Source organism: Nisaea sp. (assembly GCF_017640745.1).
Lineage (GTDB): Bacteria > Pseudomonadota > Alphaproteobacteria > Thalassobaculales > Thalassobaculaceae > Nisaea.
In genome coordinates, this window is sequence record NZ_JAEPQA010000012.1 from 1 (window position 1) to 23,583 (window position 23,583).

The window sequence follows — 23,583 nt, forward strand, 5'->3', positions numbered from 1 at the left end:
GGCGATGCGACCGCAGACCCGGCGCCGATGCCCGCTCCGCCCGAGGTCGCCGCCGAGGACCTCGACACTGCCGCTCTGGATCTTCTTGGTCCCGGAAATCAGGGCCAGAAGAGTGGACTTGCCGACCCCGTCAGGGCCGATGACGGCGACCGCACTGCCCGGGGCGATGTCCAGCGTGATGTCGCGGAGCGCAGCGGTCCGGCCGTAACAGTGCCCGACCCCGGCAAGACGGATCGGCGCGCCGCCGTCAGTCATTGCGTGCCGGCAGGTTGACCGCAAACTCCTCCGGCCAGGGCTGCTCCGCCGCGGTCCGGACGATGGCGATGCCGGGCAGACCCGCTTTCACGATCCGCTCGTAGCCGTCGAGGATCTCCGGCGGGATCGAGACCTTGATACGGAACATCAGCTTGTCGCGCTCGCTCTCCGTCTCGACATAGCGCGGCGTGAACTGCGCTTCCGAGGCGACGAAGGTGACCCGTGCGGGGATCACGTATTCAGGGGCGGCATCGAAGATCAGCCGCGCCTCGGCACCGTAGGCGATTCGGCCCGCATCGCGTGTCGGCAGATAGATCGTCATATAAACCCGTGTCAGATCGAGCATGGTGACGATCTTGCCGCCGGCGCCGACGATCTCGCCCGGTTCGGCGAGCCGGTACTGAACGCGGCCGGAAACCGGCGCCGCGATCTCATATTCCTGCAGGTCGGCGCGGATCCGTGCGACGGTTGCCTTGCGGGCCTCGATCGCCGCCCGGGCCCGCGCGATCCCCGCCTCGGCGGAGGTCAGTGCGGCCATCGCCGTGGCGCGTTCGGTGCGCCGGCGGTCGAGCGTCTCGCCGCTCGCGAAACCTTTCGCGCCGAGGGCCTCGGCACGCTTCATTTCCAGATCCGCGAGGGAAAGCTCGCTCTTGCGCTGGCTCTGCAGGGCGAGCGCCTCGTTCAGGGCTTCCTCCGCCTGGATGACGGCGGCTTCGGCTTCGCGCAGCTGCGCCGTGATCTCGGTCGCGTCGAGCCGGGCGACGACGGTCCCGGCCTCTATATGCGCGCCTTCGGAGACGAGAACCTCGCTGATCCGGCCGGAGAATTTGCTGGCGATATCGACCCGTTCCGCCTCGAGCCGTCCGTTGCCGCGGGCGAAGCCGTCCGGCGGTCCGTCCTCGCGGTGCGTGTACCAGTAGGCAGCACCCGCGAGGGCCGCAAGCAGGAGAGCGATGATGAGGGTGCGATAGCCGAGCATTCTGCGGTCCCCTGGATCCTCTTTGATCGTCCGGTGCCGGAACGGGTCCGCTTTCACCTAGCGCGAAACAGGAGCAGGCGTCACGTTAACTTTGCTGCGGCGCGGCGAAGAGCCTCAGGCGAGGCCCTTCTTGCCGATCTCGAGGAACTTGCGCCGGCGGTCCGCCTTCAGCTTGCCGCCGTCCGTGCCAACCAGTTTCCGGAGCGAGGCTTCGACCGCGTCGCCGAGGGAGGTGAGGGCGGTCTTGGCATCCCGGTGCGCGGCGCCGAGCGGCTCCGGCACGATCTCGTCGATCACACCGAGCTTCTTCAGATCCTGCGCCGTCAGCTTCAGGGCTTCCGCGGCATCCTTGGTGTGCTCGCCGCTGCGCCAGAGGATCGACGCGCAGCCTTCCGGCGAGATCACCGAATAGATCGCATGTTCGAACATCAGCACCCGGTTCGCCGCCGCCAGCGCGACCGCGCCGCCCGAACCACCCTCGCCGACGATCGAGGCGATGACGGGTACCTGCAGCGAGAGGCAAGCCTCGATCGATTTGGCGATGGCCTCGGCCTGGCCGCGCTCCTCGGCGCCGATGCCGGGATAGGCGCCGGCGGTGTCGACGAAGGTGAGGACCGGAAGATTGAACCGTTCGGCCATTTCCATCAGCCGGCGCGCCTTGCGGTAGCCTTCGGGCTTCGCCATGCCGAAATTGTGCCGGATCCGTTCCTCGGTGGTGCCGCCCTTCTCGTTGCCGATGATCACGGCCGAGAAACCGCGGAAGCGGCCGATGCCGCCGATGATGGCCTGATCCTCGCCAAAGGCGCGGTCGCCCGCGAGCGGCGTGAAATCCTCGACGAGGTGCGACAGGACCTGCTTGAAGTGCGGCCGGTCCGGATGCCGGGCGACCTGGACTTTCTGCCAGGGAGTCAGCTTCTGATAGGACTGTCTCAGCTGCCGTTCGACCTTGCCCTGCAGCTTGCCCACCTCTTCGGCGATATTGATATCGCCCTCGGAGGAGAGGTGCCGCAGTTCCTCGATCTTGCCTTCTAGGTCGGCGATCGGCTTTTCGAAGTCCAGGAAGACGCGCATATCGGTCGAATCACTGTGTTTGAAAGCGCCGCACCATAAACGTCCGGGCGGCCGGTTACAACGGCTGGATTACCGCTCTCTGACAGCTTTGGCCATGCCTTTCGCCAGCGGATGATGTTCGGTGACCAGTGACTTCAGGCGTTCGGCAAGAACGTGCGTGTAGATCTGCGTCGTCGAGATGTCCGCATGGCCGAGCATCTGCTGCACGCTGCGAAGATCTGCGCCGTGATCGAGCAGATGGGTGGCGAAGGCGTGGCGGAGCACGTGCGGCGAAACCGAGGCCGGACGCAGGCCGCATTCGGCCGCGAGCTCCTTCAGAAGCTGCCCCATGCGTCGCCGGGTCAGATGGCCCTCGCTGCCACGCGACGGGAACAGAAAGGGCGAAGTTGCGCCTTCCGGAAGATAGCTTGCGCGCACCTCCTTGAAGGCGGCGATCGCCTCGCGCGCAGCCTCTGTCAGGGGCACCATGCGTTCCTTGCCGCCCTTTCCGCGGACGATCAGCACGCGCGGGTCGCGCGCCACCGCCGCGAGCGGCAGGGCGACGAGTTCGGAGACCCGGAGCCCGCTCGCATAGAGAATTTCCAGCAGGCAGGTCAGGCGGATCCCATCGGGTCCTTCACGGCCGCGTGCGGCGGCGAGCAGCAGATCGACATCGGCTTCGCTCAGGATCTTGGGCAGCGGCCGGCCCTGGCGCGGGCTGTCGATCACGGTCGAGGGATCGTCCGTCCGGTCGCCGTCGCTGAAGAGGAAGCGATAGAACTGCCGGATCGCCGAAAGACGTCTTGCCGCGGTCCGGGGCGCCATGCCCGCCGCCTCGAGATCCGCCAGATAGGCGCGGATATCCTCGCTTCCGGCGTCCGCCAGGGCGCGCTTGCGGGCTTTCAGAGTCGCGGCAAAGTCGGTCAGGTCCCGGCGATAGGCCTCGATCGTATTGGCCGAGGCACCGCGCTCGGCCAGCAGCATTTCAAGAAACCGTTCGACCGATCCGGCATCCCGGCTCATGCGCTACTCGCGCGCCGGTGGCGTCGCAGCCGAGGGCGCCGAGGCGAGATACACATCGAGTGCAAGGCGGTAGGCATCCTGTTCGAGGCCGAGCTGCGAGAGCGTGCGGACGCTGCTCGTCAGGTGGGCCGGATCGAATTCGGTCAGCTCGGCGCCGGAAAGAGAGAGGACGGTCAGCAAGGCACCCTCGCCGAGCTGGCCCCCGGCAGCCGCGGCCCGGCGGGCCCATTCGAGCGCCGGCGGCGGCGATTTGTAGGCGACGGGTGTGGCCCGGTCGACCAGGCCGCGCCAGACGGTGCCGGGCGTCTCCGCGCCGGTCGCCTCGAGCAGCCCGAACAGCAGTGCCGCGCGGGCCGGGGCCTCTTCGGCAGTGGTTTCGCGCAATCCGTCCCACCAGCTCTTCAGGAACCCGTTGTCCAGCGGCACGCGTTCTCCCGTCGCGAGACGGGCCATGATGACGGCTTCGCGCCAGGCGGCGGCCTGCTCCTCCCCAAGCCGCGCTTCCCGTTCCGCGAGTGCGAGCCAGGGATCCGCGGCCTCGGCCATGCCGGCGGCGATATAGGCAGCCGCCGCGTCTGCGGCGAACCAGGAGTGTGGCGAGGTCGTCGGGATCTCGGTGATCAGCGGCGCATAGAGCCGTGCGGTCTGCGCGTAGTGGCCATCCCGCCGGGCGAGCTTCAGTGCCTCCTGGATCGCCTGGGCACGGGCCAGCGGCAGGGTCTGGCTCGCCGTCGCGCGGTAGAGCAGGGCACGGCCGTTGGCGCTCGGATCCGCGGCGGCGACGCTCAGCGCGTTGGCCATCTGCGAGGGCGCGATCTCCACCAGCTCATAGAGCGAGATCAGATCCTTCCGCGCGACCAGGCCCAGCCGCTCGCCGCGCTCGGCAAGACGGAGGCGATCCTCGAAGCTGATCGCCTGGAACTTGATCAGCACCGGAATCAGAGCCGCGGGGACGGCTTCCGTGTCGGGCATTGCCGGGGCGATCCCGGAGACCCGCATCATCGCGATGTCGAGCGGACGCAACTGGGCGGCTTCCGGCATCTGCGGCAGGGTCGAGGCGGTGCCGCTGACGGCGCGCATCAGCTCAAAGAAGCGTTTGTCCTCTTCGCCCAGCTCCAGCATCAGGCGGAGATTGAATTCGACGCTCTCCCATTCGTCTGCCAGTCCGAGGCAGAAGGTGCCCGCTTTCTGCCAGTAGCGGTCCTCCGGCATCGAGAGCATCGCGTCCCGGGCAATGGCGCAGCTGGTATCGGTATCGCCGGTCAGGAAGCCGGCATCGGCCATCAGGCGCGCGCGCAGCGCGGATGGCAGGACGGTGTCGGTGCCTTCGGGGCCGGCGGCGGGCGCGACCTTCAGGAGGCGGACATAGTGATCCCAGGCGCCGATCCGCTCGAGCGCGTCGATCCTGGCCTTGACGATGGTTCCATGGTCCGCGGGATCTTCCGCTTCCGGAACCGCGGCAGGGCTCAGAAGCACGCGCTCGAGAAGGTTTCGCACTGTCGGATTCGCCGGCGGTGCGCCGACCAGGGTCAGCATGCGTTTGATCGCCGAACGCGGGGTGCCTTCCCACATGGTTGCGGGGAGCGCGTTTTCCTCCGGGCCGATGGTGCCGACAGTCTCCACGGAGACCGCGTCCAGAGTGTCGACGGCAATGCCTTGTTTCAGCGGATCTTCGTCCGCTGCGGGAGAGCTTTCGGCCGCCGGAAGCGGTTGTTCCGGCGTGCCCTCGGCCGGTGCCGCCGGCGGCGGCTGGACCAGCAGGGGTTTCGGCGCTCCGAGCGCGGGCAAGAGCGGCTTCGGCGCGCCTTGCGCCAGGCTCTCCGGGGCGTCGAAGGAAAGCCCGAGAAGCAGCGCCGCGGCGCCGAGCGCCGCCCGCGTTCCCCGCGTCAGGCGGTCAGCGGGGGAATTGATCATTCGGGAGAACCTGTTCGATCTGGCTGGTCGGTGCCGGGATATCCCAAGTGGAGAGAAACGCGAAGCCGCCGCCGAAGAACAATGCTATGACGACCACAACCCAGAGCGTCAATTTCATGCCGTGGACCCATGGAATTACTGTTTCGCGCGCCCCCGGTCCTGCCGGCATGCACGCACCTGACCCAAGGCGTTTGCAACGCCATATATGGAAAGTTATGCTACCGGCGGATTATGACGCGTTTGCGGCAGCATACCGGCCGCATGGAGCGAGTTCAACGAGGGAGAGGTAAAGAGAGGTACCGGATGTCTCAGACAAGCGACCTTCGCTTGCCAACCGGTGCCGCGGCCTGCTTCCCATGGTGATTCATTCCGAACTGGCGCATTCCCCGGAACAGAAGACGAAGAGCATCGTGCTGGTCGGCCTCATGGGCGCCGGCAAGAGCAGCGTCGGGCGCCGGCTTGCGCAGAAGCTGCAGATGCCCTTCATCGATGCGGACACGGAGATCGAGCGCGCCGCAGGCTGCACCATTCCCGAATTCTTCGAGCGATTCGGCGAGGAGGAGTTCCGGCGCGGCGAGCGGCGGGTGATCCAGCGCATTCTGGACGGACCGCCGGTGGTGCTCGCGACGGGCGGCGGGGCCTTCATGGCCGAAGATACGCGGGCCGCGATCGCGGAACACGCGGTCTCGGTCTGGCTGAAAGCCGATCTCGACGTTCTTTTCGAGCGTGTGAGCCGGCGGCAGGGCCGGCCCCTTCTCGCGAAGAAAAATCCGCGCGAAGTGCTGAGGAAGCTGATGGAAGAACGCTACCCGGTCTATGCGCTGGCAGACCTCGAAGTGGAATCCCGCCGCGGCCCGATCGAAGCCACCGTCGACCGGGCGTGCGAGGTATTGGCGGATTATCTCGACGGCGTGACCGACACCGTTCCCGCGGAATGAGACGCGCGCCCGCCGCCCTCCAAAGGACAGGACATTGAAATGACAAGCATCCAGACGGTCCCCGTAGCCCTCGGAGAGCGCAGCTACGATATCCGGGTCGGTCCGGGACTGATCGAGAATGCGGGCGCCGAGATCGGTCCGGTGCTGCGCGGAAAGAAGGTCTTCATCATCACCGATTCCTCGGTTTCGGGCTTCTGGCTGGAGCCGCTGATCGAGTCGCTGAAAGCCGCGGGGATATCCTCGACCACGATCGCCGTGCCGCCGGGCGAAGCATCGAAGAGCTTCGAAAGCTACGAGCATGTGGTCACGAAGATGCTCGAGAGCGGCGTCGACCGTCGCACCGGGGTCGTGGCCCTCGGCGGCGGGGTGGTCGGGGACCTCGCCGGATTTTGCGCCGCGTCGGTCCTGCGGGGGCTCGATTTCATCCAGATTCCGACGACCCTGCTGGCGCAGGTCGACAGTTCGGTCGGCGGCAAGACCGGGATCAACACGGCGCAGGGCAAGAACCTGGTCGGCGCGTTCCACCAGCCGCGCCTGGTGCTCGCCGATACCGGTGCGCTTGCGACACTTCCGAAGCGTGAGATCCTTGCCGGATATGCCGAAGTGGTGAAGTACGGCCTGATCCGCGACCTGGGCTTCTTCGAGTGGCTTGAGCAGCACGGCGCCGCGCTGATCGCGGGCGACGAGGCGGCGCGGATCACGGCGGTGGTCGAAAGCTGCAAGGCCAAGGCGGCGGTGGTGGCGGCCGACGAGCATGAGGCCGGGCTCCGGGAGCTGTTGAATTTCGGCCATACCTTCGGACACGCGCTGGAAGCGGCGGCGGGCTATGACGGCTCGCTGCTGCATGGCGAGGCGGTCTCCGTCGGCATGGTGCAGGCACTTGAACTGTCGCGCCGTCTTGGCCTCTGTCCGGGTCAGGACACGGAGCGCGCGCGCAATCATCTGGCCGGCATGGGGCTCATGGCGCGGGTGCGCGACATTCCGGGAGCGGACAAATGGAAGGCCGGGGATCTGCTGGCCTCCATGCGCCGGGACAAGAAGGCGCGGGACGGGACCATTCGTTTCGTGCTGGCGCGCGGGATCGGCGACGCCTTCACCAGCGACGATGTCGCGCCGGATACGGTGCTGAACATGCTTGAAGAAGACCTGTCGGCAACGGCCGGCGCTTAGTCTCAGGGAGAAAGTGCGGATAATGGACGCCGAACTGCTGCTGACCATTGGCAGTATCCTGCTGCTGATCGTGTTCTCGGCCTTTTTCTCCGGCTCGGAGACCGCTCTGACCGGCTCATCCTATGCCCGGATGCATCAGCTCGACCGGAAGGGAGAGAAGCGGGCACATCGCGTACTCGCGCTGCGCGAACACAGCGAGACCATGATCGGGGCCATCCTGATCGGCAACAACATCACCAACATCCTGAGCTCGGTGCTCGCGACCACGGTCTTCCTGCACTTCTTCGGTGAGACCGGGGTGGCCTATGCGACTTTGGTCATGACCGTGATCGTCGTGATTTTTGCCGAGGTCCTGCCCAAGACCTACGCGCTGAACAATTCGGACCGCGTCGCGCTCGCCGTGGCGCCGCTGGTCAGCGTCATCGTCTTCATTTTCAGCCCGATCTCGAAGGCGGTCCGCGCGATCGTCCGCGGCATCCTGGCGCTGTTCGGCGTAAAGATCTCGGAGGAGTTCGGTCACTCGGAGCAGGAAGAGGAGCTGCGCGGGCTGATCGAACTGCACGGTCACCGGGTCGAGGTGGACGAGGAGGAGGTTCGCGAGGAGCGGGCCATGCTGCGTTCCATCCTCGACCTGAGCGAGGTCTGGGTCGAGGAGATCATGACCCACCGTCGCCGGGTGGAGATGCTGGATGCGGACGATACCCTGGACAATCTGATCTCGCAGGTCATGAAGAGCCCCTATACCCGCCTGCCTCTCTTCAAGGGGGACCATGAGGAAATCGTCGGCGTGCTGCACGCCAAGGCGGTGCTGCGCGCGGTCAAGGGACTGAGCGTCGAGGAACTCGACAAGCTCGACATCAGGGACATCGCCTCGGATCCCTGGTTCATTCCCTCGACCACGACGCTGCTCGATCAGTTGCAGGCCTTCCGGGCCCGGCGCGAGCACTTTGCCCTGGTCATCGACGAATACGGCGCGTTCCAGGGGATCGTCACCCTGGAAGACATCATCGAGGAGATTGTCGGGGACATCAGCGACGAGCACGATGTGGCCGTCGCGGGCGTACGGCCGCAGCCGGACGGGTCCTATGTGATTGACGGCACGGTGACGCTCCGGGACCTGAACCGGGAGTTCGACTGGAACCTGCCGGACGAGGAAGCCTCGACCATCGCGGGGCTGGTGCTGCACGAGGCCAGGACCATCCCGAACGTCTCCCAGGAGTTCGTGTTCCACGGGTTCCGGTTCAAAATTCTGCGCCGGCACCGGAACCAGATCACCCTGCTCAGGATATCGCCGGAAGCGCGCGTCGAGGCGGAAAAGGAAGCCACCGAAACGAGGCAGCTACCAGACGCCTCCTGATTTGGTATGATCCTGATAGAAAATAACCTATCGGGGAGAATGCCATGGCCAGACACATCGTACCCGACGTGGTCGATAAGCAGGATCTCTCTTCGCTCAGTCCCGGCGATACGGTCCTTGCTGCCGCCAAGCTGATGACCAGCCGCAAGATCGGCGCGCTGCTTGTTCTCGACGGCGAGAAACTGGTCGGCATCCTTTCGGAACGCGACATCGCGGGACGGCTCGTCGCCCAGGAACTGCCGGCAGCGGAGACGAAAATTTCGGCGATCATGACGGCGAAACCCGAAACCATCGGCCCCAAGGCGTCTGTGATGGATGCCCTGCAGCGCATGCAGCAAGGCAAGTTCCGGCACCTTCCCGTCGAAGAGGACGGAAAAATCATCGGTATGGTGTCGATCCGGGACATCTACGCGGCTGTCCGGGAGGACCTTGAGGAAGCCGTCCTCGAGCGGGAGGCCTTCATTTCGGGATCCGGAATGGCCGGCTTGCCGTAAACCGGAGGTGCCGAGGGAATTGACTTCCGCGCGGCCCGGACTGATTTTTGCTGCAAAGCAATATCAATCCGGAGAGTTCCATGCCTTTGTCAGATCCGGCGCCGCGCCGGAAAGTCCACACGCGCCGGGTCACCTGCGAGGGGTTCCGGCGGGATGACGGCCTGCTCGATATCGAGGGTCGCATCACGGACGTAAAGACATACGAGGTTCCGAACAAGTTCCGGGGCGGGATACAGCCGGGCGAGCCCATTCACGACATGTCGATCCGCCTGACCGTCGACGACGATCTGACCATTCACGCGGTCGAGGCGGTGACGGATAACGGACCGTTCGAGATCTGTCCGGCCATAACGGGAAATTTCCAGCGCCTCAAAGGCGTGCGCATCGGCCCGGGCTGGCGCAAGAAGGTGCTCTCGTCGCTCGGCGGCGCGGAAGGCTGCACCCATCTCGTCGAACTGCTCTGGCCGATGGCGACGACGGCCTATCAGACGCTCTACGGCGAGCGGGCACGCCTCCGGCGGGAGCGCGGCGAGAAGGAACCGGAACGGGACGGCGCCCCGCCGCTGCTCAATTCCTGTCACGCCTTCGGAGAGAGCAGTCCGGTGGTGAAGGAGATCTGGCCCGAATATTACAAGGAACCGGCGTAGCGGCCCTGTTGCGGCGAGTTCCGGAATTCTTCCGTCTGGCGGAACACCATATGGATGATGGATTCCTCGGTACTGGCGGCAGGCCTGCGTTCCAGGTTGTCCGCAAGGATCCGAAAGTAACCCAGTATGAAGACGCGCATCGCGGAAGTGAGCGACGTGTTCATTCTGTGCCGATTTACCACCCCGCAGATTTGGTGAATGGTGAGGTTCTCGCGCGCGGCGACCTGGCCGAGGGCTTCCCACATCGCCGGCTCGAGCCGCATGCTGGTGCGACGTCCGTCGACCAGAACATTCTTGCTTATGAGCGTTGACAAACCGATACCCGCATATTTTCAGACCGTACTGCCGTTCTGGAGCACGTGCTCCGATGTATCAGCGTATGCAAATTTTGCGCAACTAAAAAACGATTCAATTCTAAGAAATCCCCTTTTGATTGCATCGCGCCGGTCTTGCTCCGGTTACTCGGCCGGTGACTTGGCCTTGATGGACAAGGCGTGGACGCGATCGGCCAGTTCGGCCGCCAGGATTTCATGGACCATCCTTTGCCGCTCGATACGCGACTTTCCCGCGAAGGCCTCGGAGACGATCTCGACATTGAAGTGGGTTTCCCCACCCTCGCGCCAACCGCCATGCCCGCGATGACGGTGCGAGTCGTCGACCACCTCAAGATGCACCGGAGCGAGGGCGGACGTTAATTTCGCTTTGATCGTCTGGGTCACGGACATTAATTTAACTCCTTTGGCCGCGCGTGCGGCCTCTCCGGATTTTGTGCGGGGCGATAACCCCCAGTTTCGAACGACCTGCAAATGCGGGGCCAGAGCTAATTTGGAAACCACGGTATGCGGAAGGCGCAAAGCGATTCCCTGAAAATCGACAGCTACGCTGCCGAAGCCGGACTCCGCCAGTGCGATGCCCCCGGCTGCCGCGAACCCGGGGAGCACCGGGCGCCGAAGTCGCGCGACCGACTGGAGGACTATTATTGGTTCTGCCTCGATCACGTGCGCTCATATAATAAGCAATGGAACTATTACGAAGGCGTTTCGCCGGAAGAACTCGAACAGGCGATCCGCCGCTCAACCACCTGGGACCGGCCGACCTGGCCGCTCGGGGCCGCGGCGGCCTATCGAAAGTTTGTTGCCGGGGATTACAGAGACCCGTTCGGCGCGCTCAATGGTGACGAGGAAATGGGGGCCGCCTCCGGTGCCGGCCCGGCCCGTCCGGGAGCCGAGACGGCGGAGGGAAAAGCTTTCGCAATCATGGGGTTGGAGCCGCCGGTTTCGGAAGTGGAGCTGAAGGCCCGGTATAAGCAGCTCGTGAAAAAGCATCATCCGGACGCGAATGGCGGCGACAAGCAGGCCGAAGAACGGTTGAAAATCATCAACGAGGCCTATACGACTTTGAAGAAGTTTCTATCTTGAACGCGTGGGAACCTCGCTGACGACGTTCCGACGCCGGAGAGTCACCCACATCACTTGGGAATGAAGGCCATGGCGGCAGCACATGTTTACGAGCGCAAGCCCGCGCACCATATCGAGGCGCCGGACACGGAAGTGTCGGTCCGCGAGACCTTCGGCATCGATGTCGACATGATGGTTCCGGCGTTCAGCGAGGCGAGCGATTACGTCCCGACACTGGACCCGACCTATCTCTTCGACAAGCAGACGACGCTCGCCATTCTCGCGGGCTTCGCCCATAACCGGCGCGTCATGATCCAGGGCTATCACGGCACTGGCAAGTCGACCCACATAGAACAGGTCGCGGCCCGCCTGAACTGGCCCTGCGTGCGCGTCAACCTCGACAGCCACATCAGCCGTATCGACCTGATCGGCAAGGACGCGATCGTCCTGCGCGACGGCAAGCAGGTCACCGAGTTCCGCGAAGGCATCCTGCCCTGGGCTCTGCAGAACTGCGTCGCCCTCGTGTTCGACGAATACGATGCCGGCCGCGCGGACGTGATGTTCGTGATTCAGCGCGTGCTGGAGACGGATGGCAAGATGACCCTGCTGGACACCAACAAGGTGATCCATCCGAACAAGTATTTCCGCCTCTTCGCGACGGCCAACACGGTCGGTCTCGGCGATACGACGGGCCTCTATCACGGCACGCAGCAGATCAACCAGGGTCAGATGGACCGCTGGAGCATCGTCACCACGCTGAATTATCTGCCGCATGACCGCGAGGTCGACATCATTCTCGCCAAGCTGCCGAGCTACGACACGCCGGAAGGCCGCGAGACGGTTGCCAACATGGTCTCGCTCGCGGATCTGACCCGGGCCGGTTTCATGTCGGGCGATATCTCGACCGTCATGTCGCCGCGTACCGTCATCACCTGGGCCGAGAACGCGAACATCTTCGGCGACGTCGCGACGGCTTTCCGCCTCACCTTCCTCAACAAGTGTGACGAGGTCGAGCGGAGCACGGTGTCCGAGTTCTACCAGCGTTGTTTCGGGGACGATCTGCCTGAAACGAGCATCCGCGCGGCGGAATAACAGGCCCGACGGCTCGGAAGACCTGACATGGCATCATCGGCGGACGACGACCGGCTTGAGGATTTCAAGCGTGCGACAGCTTCCTGCGTGCGTGCGATGTCGCACGAGAAGGAGCTGGAGGTCACCTATGGGGCAGACTCGGCAAGCGCTTCCGGCGACCGCGTGCGTTTGCCCTCGCCGCCGCGTGGCCTCAAGGCCGAGGATGTCGCCCGGGTCCGGGGCGAGGCGGACGGCCTCGCGCTGAAGCTTCGCTACCACGATGCGGCCACCCATGCCCGGCGGCAGCCGACGGGGCAGGCCGCGCTGGAGATCTTCGACGCCGCCGAGCAGGCGCGGGTCGAGGCGCTTGGCTCGATGCGGATGTCCGGTGTTGCCCGGAACCTCGAAGCCGCGATGGAGCAGCGCTACCAGAAGCAGGGCCTCGCGAACGTCACCGAGAAGGAAGACGTGGCCCTGTCGGAAGTGGTCCGGCTCATGGCGCGCGAGGCAATCACCGGCGAGGCGCCGCCTGAATGCGCGCGCGGCGCGGTCGATCTCTGGCGGCCCTGGGTCACCTCGAAGATCGGCGATACCCTGAGCGAGCTGTCACAGCATGTCGACGACCAGGAAGCCTACGCCAAGCTATCCCGTCAGCTGATCAGCGATCTCGATCTGGAGATCGGTGAAGAGGGCATGACGGAGGAATCCGAGTCGGATTCCGAGGCCGAGGATGACGGCGGCGAAGGCGAGGAGCTGAATGACAGCGGCACCCGCGGCACCGCCGAGGACAGCACCTCCTCCGAGATGGTGCCGTCCGACATGGAAGCCGGCGACGAGGCCGGCGAAGGCGAGGACAGCGAGGACGGCGATTTCGAGCCCGGTGAGGGCGACGATCAGCCGGCCAACCCGGGGACGCCGCCGCCGATGCACAATGCGGACGACGCCAACCGGATGCAGAAGGCCTACCACGCCTTCACGACCGAGTATGACGAGGTCGTCCTGGCCGAAGAACTCTGCGATGCCGAGGAACTGGCGCGGCTCCGCGCCCTCCTGGACCAGCAGCTGAGCCATCTGCAGGGCATGATCGGCAAGCTCGCCAACCGCATGCAGCGCAAGCTTCTCGCGAAGCAGAACCGGTCTTGGAACTTCGATCTCGAGGAAGGCATCCTCGACGCTGCGCGGCTGGCCCGCGTGGTGGTGATGCCGGAAAGCCCGCTCTCCTACAAAATGGAGAAGGATACCGACTTCCGCGACACCGTGGTCACGCTGCTGATCGACAATTCCGGCTCTATGCGCGGCCGGCCGATCTCGATCGCCGCGATGAGCGCGGACATCCTCGCGCGGACGCTCGAGCGCTGCGGCGTGAAGGTCGAGGTACTCGGCTTCACCACGCGCGCCTGGAAAGGCGGCATGTCGCGGGAGAACTGGATCCAGGGCGGCAAGCCGGTCAATCCGGGACGCCTGAACGATCTCCGCCACATCATCTACAAATCCGCCGACGCCCCGTGGCGCCATGCCCGCAAGTCGCTCGGCCTGATGCTGCGCGAAGGCATCCTGAAAGAGAATATCGACGGCGAGGCCCTGCTCTGGGCGCATCAGCGCCTGCTGGCACGGCCCGAAGAGCGCCGCATCCTGATGGTGATCTCCGACGGCGCGCCGGTCGACGATTCAACCCTTTCGGTCAATCCGGGGAACTATCTCGAGCGCCATCTGCGTGAGGTCATCCAGTATATCGAGACCCGGTCCCCGGTGGAGCTGATCGCGATCGGCATCGGCCACGACGTGACCCGCTACTATCGCCGCGCGGTGACGATCGTGGATGCGGAACAGCTCGGCGGCACGATGATGGATCAGCTGACCAACCTGTTCGACGAAGACACGCCGAAGGCGCGACGTGCGGGCATGCGCCGCGCCGGATAAGCGGAAGAATCGTTCTTTCAGACCGGATTAGGTGAAATTTACCGAAAAAGCGGCTAGGCTTGGCCGCTATCTATTCGGAGAGATTTCATGCGTGTGCCGCTCCGCACGGTTTTACCCCTACTGCTCCTTGCGACCTTCGCGTCACTCGCGGGATTTCCGGTATGTGCCGAGCCGCTCCGGCTCTCCATCGTTCATGTAAACGACTGGGACCGCCTCGATCCGAAGGACCGTGCCGGCGGGGCGGCGAAGATCGCCAGCATCGCGCGCTACGAGCGGGATCGGGTCGAGGCCGAAGGGGGGCAGGTCCTGCTGACCTTCGGCGGCGACATGATTTCGCCGTCGCTGCTCTCCGGTTTCGACAAGGGCGCGCATATGGTGGCGCTCGCCAATGCTATCGGCTTCAACGCGGCCGTCCTCGGCAACCATGAATTCGACTTTGGGCCTGAGGTCCTGATCGACCGGCTGAAGGAGGCGAAATACCCCGTCCTCGGCAGCAACATCTCCTACAAGGGTAAACCCGGGTTTCCCGGCGCGGAGCGTTCGCTTCTGATCGAAGCTGGGGAATACAAGATCGGTCTGCTCGGGCTGACCACCACGGATACGCCCAGCCTGTCGAGTTCCGGTCCGGACGTCGCTTTCGCGCCGCTTGCGGAGGCGGCGAAGGAGATGACGGAAGCGCTCCGCGGGCAGGGGGCCGATCTCGTGGTTGCGCTGACCCACGCGGTCTATCAGGAGGATCTCGAGACGCTTCGCCAGGTCGCCGGGATCGACATCGTGCTCGGTGGTCACGATCACCTCGTGCTCATCCTCTATGACGGCAAGCAGGCGATCCTGAAGTCCGGCAGCCAGGGCAATTTCGTCGGCATCATGGACATCGTGATCGACCGGGTCGAAAGCCGCGGCGGGCCGCAGCTGGTCTGGCAGCCGAGTTTCTCCATGGTCAACACGCTCGATGTCGAGGAGGACCCGGAAATCGCGCAGCAGGTCGCCGGTTACATGGCGGACCTCGACAAGGAACTGGCCGTCGATATCGGCCCGACCGAGATCGCGCTCGATACGAGAAGGGCCTCGGTGCGGAGCGGGGAGAATGCCTTCGGCAACCTCATCGCCGATGCGATGCGGACGGCGACGAAAGCGGATGCCGCGCTCACCAACGGCGGCGGGATCCGGGGCGATACGACCTATGTCGAGGGGCGCGTGCTGACCCGCAAGGACGTGCTCACGGAGCTGCCCTTCGGCAACAAGACGGTGACGATGAGGCTGAAGGGATCTGACCTGAAAGCAGCGCTTGAGAACGGCGTTTCGCAGGTTGAGGAGGCTGCCGGCCGGTTCCCGCATGTGTCCGGCATCAGCTTCGCCTATAGCGGGGCCAAACCGGCCGGATCACGGGTTTCCGACATCAAGGTCGGTGGATTGCCGCTCGATCTCGGCAAGGTCTATGTCGTCGCCGTGAACGATTTCATCGCGCGTGGCGGTGACGGCTACACTTCCCTCAAGAACGGCGTGCCGGTCGTCGATGCCAGCTCCGCCCGGCTGATGGCGAACCAGGTGATCGATTTCATCCAGGCGAACGGCGGCGTGAAGGCCGGCGTCGAGGGGCGGGTCCGCCGCCTCGACTGAACCAGGCCGTACCATCGCCGGGACTGCCTCGGCTTCGGCCAGCAATCTCTTTCTTCTTCGGCGCTGGAGAGGGCTCCGGCGTCCGCCTATGCTGCTCCCATCTGTATTCCCATGGGAGGAGAAATCATGCTGCTCGACGTCCGCACCTATACCTGCCGGCCCGGCACCATCAAGAAACATCTCGAGATCTACGAGAAATACGGCAAGGCGCCGCAGACCAAGCATCTCGGCCAGCCGCTCGCCTACATGGTGACGGAAACCGGCAACCCGAACACCTACATGCACATCTGGGTCTACGAGAGCGCGGGCGACCGCGAGGCCAAGCGTGCCGCCATGTGGGCGGATCCGGACTGGCTCGAATACACCAAGAAAAGCGCCGAGCTCGGCGGCCTGGTCGAGCAGCAGAACTGCCTGATGAAGCCGGTCGATTTCTTCAAGATCAAGACCTGAGCTTCCGCTCCATAAGAAGGCAACCGGCCGCCGTCGACGGCAAAATGACGCTTTTCGGATGTTCCGGGGCGGCCGGATGCGCTACCCATGGGGCTCGGACCCGCTCGAGAAGAAGGGAGAGCTCCCGTGGCCAGAGAACGGATCGGCGATAATGTGACGCCGCTCGACGTCGTGCGCGAGAGCGCGGCGCAACGGCAGCGCCAGCCGAGCTACACGGTGAGGATCCGCGATCTCGTGCTCAACATGTTCATCGGCGTGCACGAGTTCGAGAAGGCGAAGCCGCAGCGGGTGAAGATCTGCGTCGATCTGACCCTGGACTATCCGGAAGAGGGGATCGGCAACCATTACAGCCGGGTGTTCTGCTACGAGACCTTCATCGGGCGCATCCGGATGATCGCCGAGGCCGGCCACGTGCTGCTGGTCGAGGGGTTCGCGGAACGGATCGCCGATCTCGCCTTCGACGACCGTCGTGTGAACGCGGTCAAGGTCGAGGTCGAGAAGCTCGATATCTTCACCGATGCCGCGGGCGTCGGGACCCTCATCGAAAAGTTCCGCCCGAAAGACTGAGCCGGGAAGCTATTTTTTCGAGTGCCCTTCGAGGTCTTCCGTCGCCGGCGCGGTCGCCGGCGAGAGGGCGCGCTCGATATAGCCGGGCATGATCGGCTCCCATTCCTTCCAGGCTTCCCTGAGATCGGCGACCGGCTCGTCCGAGCGGTCGATGCGCAGGTCCACCATGGCAAAGCCGTTGCGGCCATGCACTCCGAGCGCGGCCGAGCGGAGCGGATCAAGCTCGCCGCCGGCGGCGACCGCGTCCTCGATGGCGCGCAGCAGCCTTTCAGCGAGCGGCAGGAACGGATCCTGCTCGAACCCCGATATCATCGCTGCGACCACCGTTTCGTCCTGGACCCAGTTGCCCGCCGCCACGCAATGTTTGGCGGTGATGGCGTCGGCCGGCGCGGAAACGCGCTGCCCTGTGTGGAAGGCGCCGATGCCCTCCCTGTCCAGCACGGCCAGTTGGCGCCAGTCCCGGTCCGGACTGGAGGCGACGAGAGAGGCGACGGTTTCCCCGGCATCGTGGCCGTTCCGCAGCAGGGCAAGACCCTGTGGGCCGAGCCGGGGATCGGTCCGCGCCTGGGTCAGCACGACGCCAACGCCCCAATGGGCGAAGGCGACACGTCCGCCTGCGGCGATGCTGGAGGTCGCCAGCGCATAACCGATCTGGCCGGTCTCGGCGCAGTATCCCGCGATGGAGAAGGTCACGGGATCGACGCCCTAGAAGGAGGCGCCGGTCTTGGCGTAGGCCCAGTAGAGTTCGCGGGCCTTGGTTGCCATCGGCCCCGGCTGCATCTCGCGCGCCTCGAAGCGGGTGACCGGCATCACCTTCGCATGGTTGCCGGTCGACCAGATCTCGTCCGCGGCCCTGAGGTCCGCCGGCGTCACGGTCGCCTCCTCGACGGTCACGCCTTCGGCACGGAGCAGCTTGATCACGCGCTGGCGGGTGATGCCGTTCAGGAACGTGCCGTTCGGCGCCGGGGTTCTGACCACACCGTCCTTGGCCATGAAGATGTTTGCCGTGGCGAACTCGGCGACGTTGCCGATCGGGTCCAGCATGACCGCATTGTCGAAACCGGCCTGGTTCGCCTCGCGGAGCGCGCGGCCCGCATTCGGATAGAGGCAGGCGGCCTTGGCGTCGGTCGGCGCCTGGTCCGGCGCCGGGCGCCGGTGCGAGGAGATGTGCGCGGAGAAGCCTTTCGGCTCCGGCAGCGGCGATTCGAAGATATGCAGCATGAAGCGGGTGGTTTCCGGATTCGGATAGATCCATCCGTCCTCCGCCCACATGACCGGCTTGATATAGAGCGCGACATCGCTCGGGAATTTCTTGATCCCTTCGATCGCAAGCTTCTCGAGCTCGGCCGCGGAGATCGGGGACTTCATCCCCATCTTCTCGGCCGAGGCGCAGGCGCGCTGGCAATGCAGGTCGAGGTCCGGCGCGACGCCCTCGAACGCCCGCGCGCCGTCGAAAATGACTGCGCCGAGCCAGGTCGCAAGGGTGGCCGGGCCAAGTACGGCCGGATTGCCGTCGTGCCATTCTCCATCGAGATAGGTCAGCGATTTCATCGCATTGCTCCAAACTTTTGCATTAGATCTCGCGGGGGTCAGCGGACGCGCCCCGGATTTCGGCGCAGCTTAGCCCGCAGGCTCCACGGATGCCAACGCTGCAATTGTCACACTTCGGAGCGGAACAATTTGAGATCGCGCGGGACGGCGGCTACTCTCCCGGCCATGACAGACACAGCACCCTTCCGGTGGATCTACCACCTTTCCCGGCGCGTCGACTGGGAGCGCGCCAAGGCCGACGGCAGCTACGCGGGCTCGCGCGAGGACAATGCCGACGGCTTCCTGCATTTCTCGACCGCGCTGCAGGTCGCGGCCAGCGCCGCCAAGCACCGCAAGGGCGAGACCGGCCTGGTGCTGCTCGAAGTCGACGCCGACAAGCTCGGCGACGCGCTTAAGTGGGAACCGGCACGGGGCGGCGATCTCTTTCCGCATCTCTATGGCCCGCTGCCCGTTGCCGCCGTCGTCGCCGAGTTCGATCTTCCGCTCGGCGCGGACGGTCTCCACCAGTTTCCCGACATGAAGGCGGAATAAGACGCCGATGCTTGCCGATCTCGCGCTTCCCCTGCTGCGCTGTCTCGATCCCGAGACCGCGCATCGTCTCACCATCCGCGTTCTCGGGTCCGGCTTCATGCCGGTCGGTACGAGCTGGAAGCCGGATCCGCGTCTGGCGCAGGATCTCTTCGGTCTGCATTTCCCGCATCCCGTCGGGATCGCCGCCGGGTTCGACAAGGACGCGGAAGCCTATGTCGGCGCGCTCCGGCTCGGTGCCGCCTTCGTCGAGGTCGGCACCATGACGCCGAAGGCCCAGCCGGGCAATCCGCGCCCGCGCCTGTTCCGCTTGCCGGAGGACGAGGCGGTGATCAACCGCAACGGCTTCAACAACAAGGGTCTGGCATCTGGCGCCGCTCGCCTCTCCGGCCGGGTCAGGGCGGAGGGGATCGTCGGCGCCAATGTCGGCGCCAACAAAGGCGTCGAGACACCGGAAAGCGACTATGCGGCCGGTGTCGCCGCGATGGCGCCGCTCGCCGATTACATCACCATCAATGTCTCCTCGCCGAACACGCCTGGCCTGCGCGACCTGCAGGCGCCGGGGCCGCTGCGCGAGCTGCTGCGGGCGGCGAAAGCGGCGCGCGCGGAGGTGGTATCGGAACCCGGACCGGCCATTTTGCTGAAAATCGCGCCGGACCTTGGTGACGCGCAGTTGGAAGGTATCGTTGGCGTGGTTCTGGAGGAAGGGATCGACGGGATGATCGTCTCCAACACGACGATCGCCCGGCCGGAGAGCCTGAAGAATTCGAACCGTTCCGAGACAGGCGGTCTCAGCGGAGCGCCGCTGTTCGGACCCTCGACCGAGATCCTGCGCAAGACCTACCGGCTGACCGGCGGGCGCATTCCGCTGATCGGCGTCGGCGGGGTGGATTCCGGCGCGGCGGCCTATGCCAAGATCAAGGCCGGTGCCTCCCTCGTTCAGCTCTACACCGCTTTGATATATAAAGGACCCGGTCTCGTCCGACGGATTGCCGACGAACTTGGCACGTTGCTTGAACGGGACGGATGTTCCTCCCTCGCGGAGGCTGTCGGCGTGGACTCCCGGACCGCGCCCTGAACCTGGGAAGGGGACCGCGCCATTGCGTAACGTCCTGATCGCAAGCTTCTACATTCTGCCGGCCATTGCGCTCGCCGTTCTGCTGCCCGAGGTGCCCTTTTTGGCGATCCCCGGCTGGGGCGCCGGCCTGCTGCTGCTGACGCTCGGCGGTCTGGTGCAGACGGGCCTGTCGCTTGGCGCGGTGCGGGCCTCCTCGGAGCGGCAGCTCGAGGTTCTGGCGCACGAACTCGCGGTCACGCGGCAGGACCTGGACGCCGCGCGCGAGGAGCTCTCCCGGATCCGCGAAACGATCGACGAAATGCCGGACAGCGGCCATGTGGTGGCCGAACTGAAGGTCCTGCAGGGGCTGTTGGGGCAGCTTTCGGCGAAGACACCGGAGAAGACCAAGACCAAGGCCGCGGCGGCGAAGAAGGTGGACGATATCGGCCTGCCGGCGGTGGCGGCGGCCGAAAGCCATGGCGAACCGCTGCTGCTGATCGACGATGCGGAGGTCCTGACCATCGTCGAACAGGCGCTGCGCGAGGACCGCGTCGATCTCTACCTGCAGCCGATCGTGAAGCTGCCGTCGCGCAAACGGCAATTCTACGAATGCTTCTCGCGCATCGTCGACGACCGGGGCCGGGTCATCACGCCGGAGCAGTATATTCCGCTCGCCGAGGAAGCGGGGTTGGTCGCGGTGATCGACAACATGCTGCTGTTCCGCTGTATCCAGCTGGTGCGGCGCGCGGTCCGCGGACAGCCGGATCTCGCCTTCTTCTGCAACATCTCGAACGGCTCGCTGACCGATGTGGATTTCTTCACCGACTTCATAGAGTTTCTTGCAGACAACCAGAAGCTGATTCCGAACCTCTATTTCGAATTCGAGCAGGAAGCGATCCTCAATCCGAGCTACGAGACCCAGGTCAATCTGCAGCGCTTGCAGAATCTCGGTTTCCACTTCTCGCTCGATCAGGTGCGCACGCTCGATATCGATTTGCCGCATCTGGCGGAGCTCGGTTTCAAATACATCAAGATCGGCGCGCATATGCTGCACGAGCTGGCACGCGGGGACGACCCGCAGCTCGATATGCGGCGCTTCAAGGGGGCGCTCGATCGCTGCGCGATGGACCTCATCGTCGAGAAGATCGAGACCGACGACATGCTGCTCGACCTGCTCGACCTTAAAATCGACTACGGCCAGGGCTATCTCTTCGGGGAGCCGCGGCCGACGACGCAGCCCGCCAAGTAAGGCGTCGCCGGACGCCGCCCCCATCTTAGTCTCGAACCGTTTTCCGACCGGGAGCCCCCTGAATGCCCGCCACGCTGTCCGCCTTTTCCGAAATCGCCGAGCGCTACGACGGTTTCATCTTCGATGTCTGGGGCACGCTCTATGACGGCGGCAAGGCCTTCCCGGACGCGCTCACGACCGTCCGGGCGCTGGCGGAGCGGAAGAAGAAACTGCTGGTGCTCTCGAATTCGCCACGCGTCCCGTCGGTGGTCGCGGAACGGCTGACGGGGATCGGTTTCGAGCTGTCCTGGTTCACCGATATCGTGACCTCGGGAGGCATGGTCGCCGACATCGTCGGCGGCCGGAAGGATGCAGAGGCGCGCAGCCTCGGCGAGCGTGTGCTCTGGCTCGGACGCGCGCGGTTTCCGGATGCGCTGCCGGCCGGCGCCTTCACCGAGGTCGCGGAGGTCGGCGAGGCGGACTGGATCCTCAATGCCGGTCCGGAGAACCCGGATGCGGGCATCGAGGAGTTCGAACCCTTGCTCGCCGAAGGTGCCGGACGCGGTCTGCCGATGGTTTGCGCCAATCCCGACAAATCGGTGTTCCAGCTGGGCGTCAGGCAGATCTGCGCCGGCGCGATGGCGGAGCGCTACGAAAGTCTGGGCGGCTGGGTGCGCCATTTCGGCAAGCCGTTCCCGGAGATCTTCACCCGCTGCCTGGAGCGGATCGCACTCCCTGCGGAGCGTGTGCTCGTTGTCGGGGATAATCTGGAAACGGACATTCTCGGCGCCAACCGGGCCGGCATCGACAGCCTGCTGCTCGGCGGCGGCATCCACGAGGGGGACCTCGCGGGAGATCCGATGCAAATGCTGCCGGCCCTCATTGCGGAACACGGCGCGCGTCCGGCCTATTTCGCCGGATCGCTCGCCTGGTAGGAGCCGCCCCGAACCTTCGGAGAGCTAGTGCGCGGCCTGCGCCTGTTCGCTCGTGGCATACTGTTCCTGCTCGAGCGCAAAGCGCTGCAGGGCGGTATCGAGAAAACCGGGGATGGGCGGCTGGGCATCTTCTCCCATGCCGCCCTGCGGGGCGGCGCTCAGGCTCTGCTCGATATTATCCACGACAAGCCTGAAATAGGTCAGCAGGAAGACACGGAGGGCGGAGGACATGCTGGACTCCTTGCGGCGCTCCGCAACGCGCGTGCAGAGCGCGTCTATGCCGATCTTTTCTCTTCTGCAGATATCGGACAGTCCGTTCCAAACCTGTGCTTCCAGACTTACGCTTGTACGCCTATTGCCGATCGTGACGTTCTTTCTGATACGGTCGCTACCGATAACGCGTGCCACTCTTAACGCTCCCAAAACCCCAGCACACAACTGTATGGTTAACGTGCCGCAATTCTACTGGTAGTGCAATAATCAACGCAAACTTCGCGCGTGAGGCGTCTGAACGCCAGGTTCATACCGATATCCTCCGGCGTCTTCCAGAGGTGCTTTGCAGGAATGGGTCCGGCACATTATCATGTGCCGATGTCGCGGATATGGGGGACAGCCCATGAGTGGTAACGGCGAAGGTCAACTGGACAAGGTCGGCTGGCAGCTCCTGCGGGTGCTGCAGGAAGACGCGCGCCTGTCCTTCAGCGAACTTGGCCGCCGGGTCGGCCTGTCGTCTCCCGCCGTCGCCGAACGGGTGCGCCGGATGGAGGATCTCGGGATCATCAACGGCTACCGGACCATCGTGAATCCGGAGAAGCTGGGATACCCGACCACGGCCTTCATCCATCTGAAGACCTCCGGCGAGCACTACAACAAGATCGCGACGGTCGCGCACACGCTCAGCGAAGTCCTCGAGTGCCATCACGTCACCGGTCAGGACAGCTACATGATCAAGGTCATCGTCTCCTCGATGGTGCATCTCGAGCACGTCATCTCCCAGATGCGCAAATACGGCGAGACCACGACTTCGATCGTTCTCTCCTCGCCGGTGAAGGGCAAGATGATCGCGGCCGGGCCGAGCGTCCGGATGGGGCCGGCGACGCCGCCGATGTTCCTCGTCGAGAACGAATAGCTCCGCGACCGTATCGGCGCGATGCGTTGAAATCCGGCCTATCCGCCCGATATGAGAAAGGTAGTAGTCAATCCATACCGGAGGAGGAATCGCATGCGTAAGCAGATGACAGAACCTCGGCCGTCGGTAGTGGAACTCGACAGCGCGCGCAGATCGATCCAGGCGAAAAGACGGACCGGCCTCGACAAGTTGAGGCTGGCGGCCCGCAAGCCTGGTGAAACGACGGGCGGTGCGACCACGGCGGAGATCTTCGACCGCGCGGTCAGAGGCTTCGAAAAGCGGGTCTGACCGCTCGAATTATCC

27 protein-coding genes are annotated in these 23,583 nt (G+C 64.8%); 17 read left to right on the forward strand and 10 right to left on the reverse strand.

The features are described 5' to 3' along the window. From JJ959_RS09910 to JJ959_RS09930, 5 genes are all read right to left on the reverse strand, one after another. Nucleotides 1-255: ATP-binding cassette domain-containing protein (locus JJ959_RS09910; protein ID WP_292882847.1), on the reverse strand; the 255-nt coding region annotated here is incomplete at its 3' end. Further along, complete coding sequence (locus tag JJ959_RS09915) at nucleotides 248-1,234, reverse strand: HlyD family efflux transporter periplasmic adaptor subunit (protein ID WP_292882850.1); 987 nt, start codon at nucleotides 1,232-1,234, stop codon at nucleotides 248-250. The genes JJ959_RS09910 and JJ959_RS09915, both read right to left, overlap by 8 nt. 114 nt (nucleotides 1,235-1,348) lie before the next feature. Further along, nucleotides 1,349-2,305: an acetyl-CoA carboxylase carboxyltransferase subunit alpha gene (locus tag JJ959_RS09920; RefSeq protein ID WP_292882853.1), complete on the reverse strand. Its 957-nt coding sequence runs from the start codon at nucleotides 2,303-2,305 to the stop codon at nucleotides 1,349-1,351. 69 nt (nucleotides 2,306-2,374) lie between these two features. Then, complete coding sequence (xerD, locus tag JJ959_RS09925) at nucleotides 2,375-3,307, reverse strand: site-specific tyrosine recombinase XerD (RefSeq protein WP_292882856.1); 933 nt, start codon at nucleotides 3,305-3,307, stop codon at nucleotides 2,375-2,377. 3 nt (nucleotides 3,308-3,310) lie between these two features. After that, entirely contained in the window at nucleotides 3,311-5,221 is a 1,911-nt protein-coding gene (locus JJ959_RS09930) for a hypothetical protein (protein ID WP_292882859.1), read from the reverse strand. Between the two features lie 356 nt (nucleotides 5,222-5,577). On the opposite strand from JJ959_RS09930, the gene JJ959_RS09935 reads away from it, so the two are divergent. From JJ959_RS09935 to JJ959_RS09955, 5 genes are all read left to right on the forward strand, one after another. Beyond that, nucleotides 5,578-6,159, forward strand: coding sequence for a shikimate kinase (locus JJ959_RS09935; RefSeq protein WP_292882863.1), 582 nt, complete (start codon nucleotides 5,578-5,580; stop codon nucleotides 6,157-6,159). A 39-nt stretch (nucleotides 6,160-6,198) separates the two neighbouring features. Then, nucleotides 6,199-7,329 (forward strand): 3-dehydroquinate synthase, encoded by a 1,131-nt coding sequence (gene aroB / locus JJ959_RS09940; protein ID WP_292882866.1) that lies wholly within the window; start codon nucleotides 6,199-6,201, stop codon nucleotides 7,327-7,329. Nucleotides 7,330-7,351: 22 nt separating this feature from the next. Continuing rightward, on the forward strand, nucleotides 7,352-8,686 hold the full coding sequence (locus JJ959_RS09945; RefSeq protein WP_292882869.1) for an HlyC/CorC family transporter: 1,335 nt from the start codon (nucleotides 7,352-7,354) through the stop codon (nucleotides 8,684-8,686). A 44-nt stretch (nucleotides 8,687-8,730) separates the two neighbouring features. Next, entirely contained in the window at nucleotides 8,731-9,180 is a 450-nt protein-coding gene (locus JJ959_RS09950) for a CBS domain-containing protein (RefSeq protein WP_292882872.1), read from the forward strand. 80 nt (nucleotides 9,181-9,260) lie between these two features. Next, nucleotides 9,261-9,827 (forward strand): DUF2889 domain-containing protein, encoded by a 567-nt coding sequence (locus JJ959_RS09955; RefSeq protein WP_292882875.1) that lies wholly within the window; start codon nucleotides 9,261-9,263, stop codon nucleotides 9,825-9,827. Here the strand turns inward: JJ959_RS09955 and JJ959_RS09960 are convergent. Together JJ959_RS09960 and JJ959_RS09965 are read right to left on the reverse strand one after the other, a co-directional pair. Beyond that, complete coding sequence (locus JJ959_RS09960) at nucleotides 9,809-10,141, reverse strand: ribbon-helix-helix domain-containing protein (RefSeq protein ID WP_292882878.1); 333 nt, start codon at nucleotides 10,139-10,141, stop codon at nucleotides 9,809-9,811. The two genes, JJ959_RS09955 and JJ959_RS09960, sit on opposite strands and share 19 nt — an antisense overlap. 144 nt (nucleotides 10,142-10,285) lie before the next feature. Further along, nucleotides 10,286-10,552 (reverse strand): BolA family protein, encoded by a 267-nt coding sequence (locus tag JJ959_RS09965; RefSeq protein WP_292882881.1) that lies wholly within the window; start codon nucleotides 10,550-10,552, stop codon nucleotides 10,286-10,288. A 114-nt stretch (nucleotides 10,553-10,666) separates the two neighbouring features. Between JJ959_RS09965 and JJ959_RS09970 the strand changes: the two genes are divergently transcribed. The 6 genes from JJ959_RS09970 to JJ959_RS09995 all read left to right on the forward strand — a co-directional run bounded on the left by JJ959_RS09970 (nucleotide 10,667) and on the right by JJ959_RS09995 (nucleotide 16,852). Beyond that, nucleotides 10,667-11,245: a DnaJ domain-containing protein gene (locus tag JJ959_RS09970; protein ID WP_292882884.1), complete on the forward strand. Its 579-nt coding sequence runs from the start codon at nucleotides 10,667-10,669 to the stop codon at nucleotides 11,243-11,245. A gap of 69 nt (nucleotides 11,246-11,314) precedes the next feature. Next, nucleotides 11,315-12,316, forward strand: a complete 1,002-nt coding sequence (cobS, locus tag JJ959_RS09975) for a cobaltochelatase subunit CobS (RefSeq protein ID WP_193183899.1) — start codon at nucleotides 11,315-11,317, stop codon at nucleotides 12,314-12,316. A 27-nt stretch (nucleotides 12,317-12,343) separates the two neighbouring features. After that, on the forward strand, nucleotides 12,344-14,215 hold the full coding sequence (gene cobT, locus JJ959_RS09980) for a cobaltochelatase subunit CobT (RefSeq protein ID WP_292882889.1): 1,872 nt from the start codon (nucleotides 12,344-12,346) through the stop codon (nucleotides 14,213-14,215). Nucleotides 14,216-14,302: 87 nt separating this feature from the next. Next, nucleotides 14,303-15,835: a 5'-nucleotidase C-terminal domain-containing protein gene (locus JJ959_RS09985; RefSeq protein ID WP_292882892.1), complete on the forward strand. Its 1,533-nt coding sequence runs from the start codon at nucleotides 14,303-14,305 to the stop codon at nucleotides 15,833-15,835. Nucleotides 15,836-15,961: 126 nt separating this feature from the next. Continuing rightward, nucleotides 15,962-16,285 (forward strand): NIPSNAP family protein, encoded by a 324-nt coding sequence (locus JJ959_RS09990; protein WP_292882895.1) that lies wholly within the window; start codon nucleotides 15,962-15,964, stop codon nucleotides 16,283-16,285. Nucleotides 16,286-16,411: 126 nt separating this feature from the next. Further along, entirely contained in the window at nucleotides 16,412-16,852 is a 441-nt protein-coding gene (locus tag JJ959_RS09995; protein ID WP_292882897.1) for a dihydroneopterin aldolase, read from the forward strand. 9 nt (nucleotides 16,853-16,861) lie between these two features. Here the strand turns inward: JJ959_RS09995 and JJ959_RS10000 are convergent, their stop codons facing one another. Together JJ959_RS10000 and JJ959_RS10005 are read right to left on the reverse strand one after the other, a co-directional pair. Next, nucleotides 16,862-17,545, reverse strand: coding sequence for a DUF1028 domain-containing protein (locus tag JJ959_RS10000; RefSeq protein ID WP_292882899.1), 684 nt, complete (start codon nucleotides 17,543-17,545; stop codon nucleotides 16,862-16,864). A 12-nt stretch (nucleotides 17,546-17,557) separates the two neighbouring features. Beyond that, the gene (locus tag JJ959_RS10005; protein ID WP_292882901.1) at nucleotides 17,558-18,403 is read right to left on the reverse strand and encodes a branched-chain amino acid aminotransferase; all 846 of its coding nucleotides are present in this window, start codon (nucleotides 18,401-18,403) and stop codon (nucleotides 17,558-17,560) included. Between the two features lie 165 nt (nucleotides 18,404-18,568). On the opposite strand from JJ959_RS10005, the gene JJ959_RS10010 reads away from it, so the two are divergent. The 4 genes from JJ959_RS10010 to JJ959_RS10025 all read left to right on the forward strand — a co-directional run bounded on the left by JJ959_RS10010 (nucleotide 18,569) and on the right by JJ959_RS10025 (nucleotide 22,151). Then, a complete protein-coding gene (locus tag JJ959_RS10010) occupies nucleotides 18,569-18,934 on the forward strand; it encodes a DUF952 domain-containing protein (protein ID WP_292882904.1) in 366 nt (121 codons plus the stop codon). 7 nt (nucleotides 18,935-18,941) lie between these two features. After that, nucleotides 18,942-20,009 carry a quinone-dependent dihydroorotate dehydrogenase gene (locus tag JJ959_RS10015; RefSeq protein ID WP_292882907.1) on the forward strand — a complete coding sequence of 356 codons (1,068 nt, stop codon included), beginning with the start codon at nucleotides 18,942-18,944 and terminating at the stop codon, nucleotides 20,007-20,009. 22 nt (nucleotides 20,010-20,031) lie between these two features. Next, complete coding sequence (locus JJ959_RS10020) at nucleotides 20,032-21,237, forward strand: EAL domain-containing protein (RefSeq protein ID WP_292882910.1); 1,206 nt, start codon at nucleotides 20,032-20,034, stop codon at nucleotides 21,235-21,237. A gap of 62 nt (nucleotides 21,238-21,299) precedes the next feature. Then, complete coding sequence (locus JJ959_RS10025) at nucleotides 21,300-22,151, forward strand: TIGR01459 family HAD-type hydrolase (protein WP_292882913.1); 852 nt, start codon at nucleotides 21,300-21,302, stop codon at nucleotides 22,149-22,151. A gap of 24 nt (nucleotides 22,152-22,175) precedes the next feature. Here the strand turns inward: JJ959_RS10025 and JJ959_RS10030 are convergent, their stop codons facing one another. Further along, nucleotides 22,176-22,559, reverse strand: a complete 384-nt coding sequence (locus JJ959_RS10030) for a ribbon-helix-helix domain-containing protein (RefSeq protein ID WP_292882916.1) — start codon at nucleotides 22,557-22,559, stop codon at nucleotides 22,176-22,178. 208 nt (nucleotides 22,560-22,767) lie between these two features. Between JJ959_RS10030 and JJ959_RS10035 the strand changes: the two genes are divergently transcribed. Next, on the forward strand, nucleotides 22,768-23,280 hold the full coding sequence (locus tag JJ959_RS10035) for an Lrp/AsnC family transcriptional regulator (RefSeq protein ID WP_292882918.1): 513 nt from the start codon (nucleotides 22,768-22,770) through the stop codon (nucleotides 23,278-23,280). Nucleotides 23,281-23,373: 93 nt separating this feature from the next. After that, nucleotides 23,374-23,568, forward strand: a complete 195-nt coding sequence (locus JJ959_RS10040) for a hypothetical protein (RefSeq protein ID WP_292882921.1) — start codon at nucleotides 23,374-23,376, stop codon at nucleotides 23,566-23,568. Nucleotides 23,569-23,583 lie beyond the last annotated feature (15 nt).

Coding starts and splice junctions, on each gene's coding strand:
- JJ959_RS09915 (WP_292882850.1), bottom strand. CDS start 1,234: ATGCTCGGCTATCGCACCCTCATCATCGCTCTCCTGCTTGCGGCCCTC.
- JJ959_RS09920 (WP_292882853.1), bottom strand. CDS start 2,305: ATGCGCGTCTTCCTGGACTTCGAAAAGCCGATCGCCGACCTAGAAGGC.
- xerD (WP_292882856.1), bottom strand. CDS start 3,307: ATGAGCCGGGATGCCGGATCGGTCGAACGGTTTCTTGAAATGCTGCTG.
- JJ959_RS09930 (WP_292882859.1), bottom strand. CDS start 5,221: ATGATCAATTCCCCCGCTGACCGCCTGACGCGGGGAACGCGGGCGGCG.
- JJ959_RS09935 (WP_292882863.1), top strand. CDS start 5,578: ATGGTGATTCATTCCGAACTGGCGCATTCCCCGGAACAGAAGACGAAG.
- aroB (WP_292882866.1), top strand. CDS start 6,199: ATGACAAGCATCCAGACGGTCCCCGTAGCCCTCGGAGAGCGCAGCTAC.
- JJ959_RS09945 (WP_292882869.1), top strand. CDS start 7,352: ATGGACGCCGAACTGCTGCTGACCATTGGCAGTATCCTGCTGCTGATC.
- JJ959_RS09950 (WP_292882872.1), top strand. CDS start 8,731: ATGGCCAGACACATCGTACCCGACGTGGTCGATAAGCAGGATCTCTCT.
- JJ959_RS09955 (WP_292882875.1), top strand. CDS start 9,261: ATGCCTTTGTCAGATCCGGCGCCGCGCCGGAAAGTCCACACGCGCCGG.
- JJ959_RS09965 (WP_292882881.1), bottom strand. CDS start 10,552: ATGTCCGTGACCCAGACGATCAAAGCGAAATTAACGTCCGCCCTCGCT.
- JJ959_RS09970 (WP_292882884.1), top strand. CDS start 10,667: ATGCGGAAGGCGCAAAGCGATTCCCTGAAAATCGACAGCTACGCTGCC.
- cobS (WP_193183899.1), top strand. CDS start 11,315: ATGGCGGCAGCACATGTTTACGAGCGCAAGCCCGCGCACCATATCGAG.
- cobT (WP_292882889.1), top strand. CDS start 12,344: ATGGCATCATCGGCGGACGACGACCGGCTTGAGGATTTCAAGCGTGCG.
- JJ959_RS09985 (WP_292882892.1), top strand. CDS start 14,303: ATGCGTGTGCCGCTCCGCACGGTTTTACCCCTACTGCTCCTTGCGACC.
- JJ959_RS09990 (WP_292882895.1), top strand. CDS start 15,962: ATGCTGCTCGACGTCCGCACCTATACCTGCCGGCCCGGCACCATCAAG.
- JJ959_RS10005 (WP_292882901.1), bottom strand. CDS start 18,403: ATGAAATCGCTGACCTATCTCGATGGAGAATGGCACGACGGCAATCCG.
- JJ959_RS10010 (WP_292882904.1), top strand. CDS start 18,569: ATGACAGACACAGCACCCTTCCGGTGGATCTACCACCTTTCCCGGCGC.
- JJ959_RS10015 (WP_292882907.1), top strand. CDS start 18,942: ATGCTTGCCGATCTCGCGCTTCCCCTGCTGCGCTGTCTCGATCCCGAG.
- JJ959_RS10025 (WP_292882913.1), top strand. CDS start 21,300: ATGCCCGCCACGCTGTCCGCCTTTTCCGAAATCGCCGAGCGCTACGAC.
- JJ959_RS10035 (WP_292882918.1), top strand. CDS start 22,768: ATGAGTGGTAACGGCGAAGGTCAACTGGACAAGGTCGGCTGGCAGCTC.
- JJ959_RS10040 (WP_292882921.1), top strand. CDS start 23,374: ATGCGTAAGCAGATGACAGAACCTCGGCCGTCGGTAGTGGAACTCGAC.